The 560-nt window shown below is 69.1% G+C and carries 1 protein-coding gene; it reads left to right on the forward strand.

Going from position 1 to position 560, the window contains the following annotated elements; all coding sequences use genetic code 11:
* Positions 1 to 560: GH36-type glycosyl hydrolase domain-containing protein (locus ACXJKJ_RS31675; protein ID WP_457395675.1), on the forward strand; the 560-nt coding region annotated here is incomplete at both ends.

The following is a 560-nucleotide window of genomic DNA, read 5'->3' on the forward strand; positions in this document are numbered from 1 at the left end:
GCTGGCGTTGGCACGAAGCCGCCAGGGCAACCAGGAAGCCATCGATGCGCTGGACGCCGTGCGCATCCACTGGCGCAACGTACTGGCCACGGTGCAGGTACGCACGCCGGACCCGGCGTTCGACGCACTGGCCAATGGCTGGCTGGTCTACCAGACCCTGGGCTGCCGCTACCTGGCACGCAGTGGCTACTATCAGTCCGGCGGCGCGTTCGGCTTCCGCGACCAGCTGCAGGACGCGCTCGCCCTCGTGCACGCGCGCCCGGACCTGACCCGCGAACACCTGCTGCTCTGCGCGGCACACCAGTTCACCGAAGGCGATGTGATGCACTGGTGGCACCCGCCGCAGGGTCGCGGCGTGCGCACCCGCTGCTCGGACGACTATCTGTGGCTGCCCCAGGGTGCATGCCGCTACCTGGAGGTCACCGGCGACGCCAGCGTGCTGGACGAAGTGGTCGGCTTCATCGAGGGGCGCGCGGTGACCCCGGAAGAGGAAGGCTACTACGACATGCCCACCCTTTCGGCACAGCGCGGCACGTTGTATGCGCACTGCGTCGTCGCGC

The organism is Roseateles sp. P5_E1, from assembly GCF_054049335.1.